Origin of the sequence: Pontiella sp., from assembly GCF_041622395.1 — a bacterium.
Classification (GTDB): domain Bacteria; phylum Verrucomicrobiota; class Kiritimatiellia; order Kiritimatiellales; family Pontiellaceae; genus Pontiella.
In genome coordinates this window covers 1-6,004 of the sequence record NZ_JBFJYW010000239.1, presented here as the reverse complement: position 1 = coordinate 6,004, position 6,004 = coordinate 1, and the positions used below count along the sequence as shown (strand labels likewise).

Sequence of the window (6,004 nt, the reverse complement as noted above, 5' to 3'; positions counted from 1 at the left end):
GTCTCAGTGCCCTCTGTGGTGAAAATACGAAGTTCTAGGTAATACGCTGCAGTAGGGGGTTGCGCGGGCACAAAAAGGCCCCGTCCGAAGGGGTTCGAACGGGGCGTTTGCTATGCGGCGGCGTGCTGGACGTAGTTGTTGTTGCTCCAGCATTCCGGCAGCGGTTCGCCCGAAGGGAACACCAGTTCCGACTTCAGGAAGTTTTCCGGGCGCTGGATGATATCCCCCGAATGCGACCGAGCGCGAATCGTCGGTGAATGCTGGTTGATGACATCCGGCAGGTCGATGACCTCGACCAGATCTCCCGTAGGTTCATGTTTCAGGAACATTCCATACCTCCTGCTATTCGCTTTGTACCTGCTTTCAACACGCTTCGACCACACCGGGAGAAAAGGGTTCATTCGGCAACCGTAAATCTTTTTTGCACCGCGAAGCGGGGCCGCAATGTTTGCGGGGCGCGATTCTTGACGTTGTTGCAATGGATCCACTACGCTTTGTCCGTTTTTATCATCGGTTGCCAGAGGCGGCAGGTGGTGAGTCACAGTGAATCCACGGAGGAAGAGATGGGCGAATACGCAACCTATATGAAGCAGTTTCCAAATGACCAAGGCTATTTCGGCGCGTACGGCGGCGCTTTTATTCCCCCGCAGCTCGAGGAGCCGTTCAAAGAGATTACGGAGGCCTATCTTCGGATTAGCCGGTCGCACGATTTTATTTCCGAACTGCGGCGCATCCGCAAGCACTACCAGGGCCGCCCGACGCCGGTGTACCATGCGAAAAACATTTCCGACCTGATTGGTTCCGGATGCCAGATTTATCTGAAACGCGAGGATCTCAACCATACCGGGGCCCATAAGCTGAACCACTGCATGGGCGAAGGCCTGCTGGCCAAGTTCATGGGCAAGAAAAAGCTGATTGCCGAAACCGGAGCCGGGCAGCACGGCGTGGCGCTTGCGACGGCGGCGGCCTATTTCGGGTTGGAGTGCGAAATCCACATGGGCGAAGTCGATATCGCCAAAGAGGCCCCGAACGTCACCCGGATGAAGTTGCTCGGCTGCAAGGTCGTTCCGGTAACGCACGGCCTGAAAACGCTGAAGGAAGCCGTCGATTCCGCGTTCGTCGCCTATCTGGAAGATCCCGTAAACTCGATCTATTGCATCGGTTCGGTGGTCGGCCCGCATCCGTTCCCGGCCATGGTTCGCGATTTCCAGTATGTCGTTGGAGCCGAAGCGCGCGACCAGATCATCGAAATGACGGGCAGCCTGCCCGAAACCGTGATGGCCTGTGTCGGCGGCGGATCGAATGCGATGGGCATGTTTGCCCCGTTCCTCGACGATCCGGTCGAGCTGATCGGCATCGAGCCGGGCGGACGCGGCGAAGGGTTGGGCGATCACGCGGCCACCATGACTTATGGTTCCGAGGGCATCATCCACGGATTCAAATGCTATCTGTTGCAGGACCAAGCCGGCGAGCCAAGCCCGGTTTACTCGATTGCCAGCGGCCTTGATTACCCGGGGGTTGGTCCGGAACACAGCTACCTGCACGACATCAAGCGGGTCAAATACGGCGTGGCCAGCGACGATGAGTGCCTGGAATCCTTCTACCTGCTTTGCCGGGCCGAAGGCATCATCCCCGCCCTCGAAAGCGCCCATGCCGTTGCCGGCGCCATCCGCGAGGCGCGAAATCGCAACCATGGCACCATCCTCGTCAACTTGAGCGGCCGGGGCGACAAAGACCTCGACTTCGTGACCGAAAACTACGGATTCGGCGACGAGTATCTAAAGAATTGGCCCTCGCTGTTGAATTAACCCCACCCACAAAAAAGCCCCGCAATGCGGGGCTTTTTTTTATTATCCAACGCGCGATTCGCGTTTGCGTCATCCGCATATCGTCCGGGTTTTCCGAGTTGGTTTGTGGCGGCACTCCCGGATTTATGGGCGGATGTTGCGGCGGTGGTAGTGCATCTCGAAATCCTTTTTCCCGTTGGCGGGCAGCTCGATTTCGAACTTGAGGGTGGAGGCGTCTTCCAGCTCATACTCCATGTTGCACGCTTCCATGTCCCACTGTCCGTCGATGTGCTGGATCAGCGTCAGTCGGGCGGGCGTGTCCTTGAAGTTTTCGATCTTCGCCGTAATCAGCTCGTCGGTGTCGTAAAGCACGACATCGTTCCGGCTGTTCTTCCGGAGGTTGATCTGGCGGTCGGTCATCTTTTTCTGCGTCACGACGATGTCGCGGCTGTCGCCGATGTAGACCTCCATCTCTTCGCCAACGGGCACCAGTCCCGGGCGGTCCTCGCCCAATACGATGGTGCCGCCGCTGCCGTCGTCCTGATAGACGCGCGCCTTGCCGCCGTTGAGCGCAAATCGGCCCAGCCCGCTTTCCTGCGTGTTGGCGATCTTGTAGGAGACCGGAATCCCGACGTTGCCCTTCTCGCGCTCCGGATCCCACGGCAGTTTCGCCGCATCGAAGGTCCAGGTCTTTTCGATCGGCACCTCGCCCGCCTTGAGGAAAAGCATCTGCTTGGTCTCCTCGTGCTGGATGCCGCGCTCGAAGGCCTCGCCATAGTCGAGCAGCACCCGCGCATTCTCGAAATCCTCGCCCGAAAAGTTGCGCAGCACCAGGTAGCTCTTGAGGTCCACCTTCGACTCCGCCTTGTCGGCCACCATTTTATAGGTCACCAGCCGATCGATGTAGGAGAGCAGGTACGAGATGCGCACCGGCTGTTCCTTCGCCGAGGTGCTGGCGATTTCCCAAACCAGCGCCTGCTCGTTCGGCGGATAGCTGACATTGAGCAGCACCGTTTCGTCGGCATTTCCGAGGACGGTCAGGCGGATGGAATCGGAATCGATGTTCACGCCCTTCCACGAGAAGTCGACCTGGTTGATTCCCTGCTGCAGGGTCAGCACGCGCTCTTCCTCGATCAGCGTCGCGTCCGGGTTGTCGAGCCGGATATCCGTCTGTCCGCGCTCCGGCAGCGCCACCATCTTGATCCGCGCATGGGTTGTTGCAGAAACAATCAGTAGTAGTGTGGTGATAATATATTTCATGGTTAAATCTCCGTTTGCTTGAAGAGTGATTCGTGAGCCGTGAGCCGTGATTCGTGATGGTTTCACGTATCAATCGTCACTCATCACTGTTGGTTATCCCCGTGGTTGGTCGTCAGCTGATAGGTGAATGTTTTCTTCGACTCGGGCGGCAGTTCGAGGGTGAACTTCACCGTGTCCGCGTCGTCCTTTTCGAACGTCCCGAAGTCGCCCGCCTTTTCGATTTTCCAATAGGTGGATCCAAGGTTGCATTTGATTTCGACCTTCACCGGAACCGGCCGCGTGTTGCGCACTTCCACTTCGAAGTCGTGGATTTCGTCCCAGCCGGAAACATTGCCCTTGCGGTCGAAGCGATGGTTGGCCGTGGCCTGTTTCATCCGTTTCGGCTCCACGATCACGTTTTCCACCCGGCCGAGGTCGAGCTCCACCTTTTCGTCGATCGGGATATACTTGAAGCTCGACTGCCCTTCGAAGGCAAGGTGCGCCGCCTCGCCCGTAAGCCGGAAGACCCGCATCGACCCGCCGGGGATCGGCGTTTCGCCCAGCGCATGCTCCTCGTCGTTCTTGAAGCTCAGGAACCGGCGCACGTGGCTGCCGTAGCGTTCCTCTTCGAACTTGTAGAGATTTGCCACCGGGATTGCGTCGGTATCGAAACTCGGCAACCGCTTCGACCAGCCCGTCGGGATCGTTTCCGTCCCGTCGATCGTGTAGAGGAAATATTCGCTCAGCCCCTCTTTCTTGATCTCTTTTGGCTCGGCCATTCCGAAATAATCCACCGAATCCTCCATCGCCATCACCACGCCCTTGGCCACTTTCATTCTTGAAGTGGTTGGCCGGTCATAGGCCACCCGTTCGGGGCGGGGCGTGCCATAGGGATGCTCTTGCCGGGCGAGTTCCGCGATTTGGTCGAGCATGTGCACCTTGCCGACGATCAGGCGGGTTTGGGCGTTTTCATAATCCTCGCCGCTGTTGTTCGTCACCCGCACATAGCCCTGCAGGCGCAACTTGGTCTCGTCGGGCGTCAGCGTGCCCATATAAAACGCTCGCCACGAAAGTCCGCTGGTCAGATAGCTGATCTCCACGGGCGACTTCCCGCTGACCCGGCTATCCACATTCCACAGGCCCAGGTTTTGGACGCGCGGCGGATAAACCAGATCCAGGATGTCGATCTTGTCCGCGTTCGCCTTCGGTTGCATTTCCAGGCTCGTCGGATCGATCAAGGTGTTCGCCCACGAAAACTGGAGCTTGTTGATGCCCTCCTTGAGGGTCAGCGCGCGCTGCTCGCGCACCAGCGTCATATCGGCCGAGTTGTAGATCGTCAACTGCACCGTATCGCGTGTCGGGATCGTTGCCAGATCCATCTTGGCCTGGACGCCCGTCGCGGCGGCCAGCACCAATAGTTGAATGATTCTTCTCATGTTTTCTCTCCGTTTGCGGGAGTCGTGATGAGTGAAACGTGAGCCGTGATTTTCTTCACGTCTCAATCGTCACTCTTCACGCCTTGTCCCATGTTGCACCGTCAGTTCGTATTCGATGGTTCTTTTGCTCCGCGGTTCGATCGTTTCCATGAAGCGGAAATGCTCCGCATCGTATGTTGTAACCGCCGCATCCGTTTCGACCTTCCAGTCGGCCGACTCGGCCCAGCGCATGATTTCCACATCGACCGGGCGGTCTTCCGCGTTGGTGATCTCGATCTTCCAGTCGGTGATTTCGTCCCAGCCGGAAATGTTGCCTTTTTGGTCAAACTCAAAATTTTCGGTGCGGGTGCGCATCCGCTTGGGGGCCACCATCACTTTCCGGGCAACGCCCAGCTCCAGCTCCACCTTTTCGCCAACGGGGATGTATTGGATGCTCGATGCGCCAACGTAGACGAGGCTTTCCGTTTCGCCGGCGTGGCCGAACACCCGGACTTGCCCCTCGGGCAACGGGGCTTTGCCGAGCTTGCAGGTTTCGGTGTTGGCGAACGAAAGGTAGCGTATGGTTTGGTCGCCCCAGCGTTCGGCCTCGAATTTATAAAGGTTGGTGACGCCGATCTCCTGCGCCTCGATATTCGGCAGCCGCTTGCCCCAGCCATCTCGAATCGTCTCCCGCCCCTCGATGGTGTAGAGCTGGTATTCGCTGAGTGCTTTCTTGAAGATTTCTTTTATGCCTTCTGCATCGTAATTGAAAAACCGGGCTTCAATTTCGACTTCTTGGCGGTTGAACTGCCATTTGTCCTTCGTCGAAAGCGTGCGGCTGCGGGACAAAACCTCGATCCCCGGGGTGCCATAGGGAGGGGTGCGTTTGGCCAGCGTCGCGATTTTTTCATCAATGTTGATCTCTCCCACCACCAACCGCGTTTCGGCGTTCTCGTAATCTTCGCCACTGCCGTTGTCGATGCGGACGTAGGATTTGAGCTTCATGGATTGTTGGTCGGGCGCGAGGGTGGCTTCGTAGAAGGCGTTCCATTTGAGGCCGGAGGTAAAATAGGTCAGCTCGAATTCGGCCTCGCCGCTGAATTCGGAAAAGATCGTCCAGCGCGCCAGCTCGTTCAGCCGCGGCGGATAAACCAACTGGGTGATTTCGATCTGGTCCGCATGGGTGACGGGACGCAGGTCGAGCGACGTCGGGTCGATGAGCGTATTGCTCCACATAAACTGGAGCCAGTTCCAGCCGCGCTTGAGCGTCATCTTCCGCGTTTCGCGGACGAGGGTGAGGTCCTCGGCGTTGTAGATCGTCAGCTGCACCTCGTCGCGCCGCGGCAGGACGTTGAGCTCGATGTTGCTCGCCGGCGCGAACGGCTGGGATGCCCGCAGCGCGGCGAGGGTAGGGACGGCGGTCCCAGCCGTCCGCGCGCCGGAATCGGTCGAGGTGGAGTTTGCCTCTCCCAACCTGCCGGACGCCGGGGCAGGCGGGCCGCCTGCGGTGCGATCCTCTACGGGCAGGCCGGGCCGGATCAGCAGAAACGCAAAAGCGATGCT

The 6,004-nt window shown here is 58.5% G+C and carries 5 protein-coding genes; 1 reads left to right on the top strand and 4 read right to left on the bottom strand.

Annotation, left to right across the window (positions count from 1 at the left end; genetic code table 11):
- Positions 1 to 110 precede the first annotated feature (110 nt).
- Entirely contained in the window at positions 111 to 329 is a 219-nt protein-coding gene (locus ABYO54_RS12980; protein WP_372808675.1) for an acetyltransferase, read from the bottom strand.
- Positions 330 to 563: 234 nt separating this feature from the next.
- On the opposite strand from ABYO54_RS12980, the gene trpB reads away from it, so the two are divergent.
- A complete protein-coding gene (gene trpB, locus ABYO54_RS12975; RefSeq protein ID WP_372808674.1) occupies positions 564 to 1,808 on the top strand; it encodes a tryptophan synthase subunit beta in 1,245 nt (414 codons plus the stop codon).
- A 123-nt stretch (positions 1,809 to 1,931) separates the two neighbouring features.
- Here trpB and ABYO54_RS12970 read toward each other — a convergent pair whose 3' ends face one another.
- The 3 genes from ABYO54_RS12970 to ABYO54_RS12960 form a co-directional block, all read right to left on the bottom strand.
- A complete protein-coding gene (locus tag ABYO54_RS12970; protein WP_372808673.1) occupies positions 1,932 to 3,047 on the bottom strand; it encodes a hypothetical protein in 1,116 nt (371 codons plus the stop codon).
- 83 nt (positions 3,048 to 3,130) lie between these two features.
- Positions 3,131 to 4,462: a DUF4139 domain-containing protein gene (locus tag ABYO54_RS12965; protein ID WP_372808672.1), complete on the bottom strand. Its 1,332-nt coding sequence runs from the start codon at positions 4,460 to 4,462 to the stop codon at positions 3,131 to 3,133.
- A 69-nt stretch (positions 4,463 to 4,531) separates the two neighbouring features.
- Positions 4,532 to 6,004: DUF4139 domain-containing protein (locus ABYO54_RS12960; protein ID WP_372808671.1), on the bottom strand; the 1,473-nt coding region annotated here is incomplete at its 5' end.

Bases quoted from the DNA above. Each gene is read 5' to 3' on its own strand.
- ABYO54_RS12980 (WP_372808675.1), bottom strand. From the start codon at position 329: ATGTTCCTGAAACATGAACCTACGGGAGATCTGGTCGAGGTCATCGAC.
- trpB (WP_372808674.1), top strand. From the start codon at position 564: ATGGGCGAATACGCAACCTATATGAAGCAGTTTCCAAATGACCAAGGC.
- ABYO54_RS12970 (WP_372808673.1), bottom strand. From the start codon at position 3,047: ATGAAATATATTATCACCACACTACTACTGATTGTTTCTGCAACAACC.
- ABYO54_RS12965 (WP_372808672.1), bottom strand. From the start codon at position 4,462: ATGAGAAGAATCATTCAACTATTGGTGCTGGCCGCCGCGACGGGCGTC.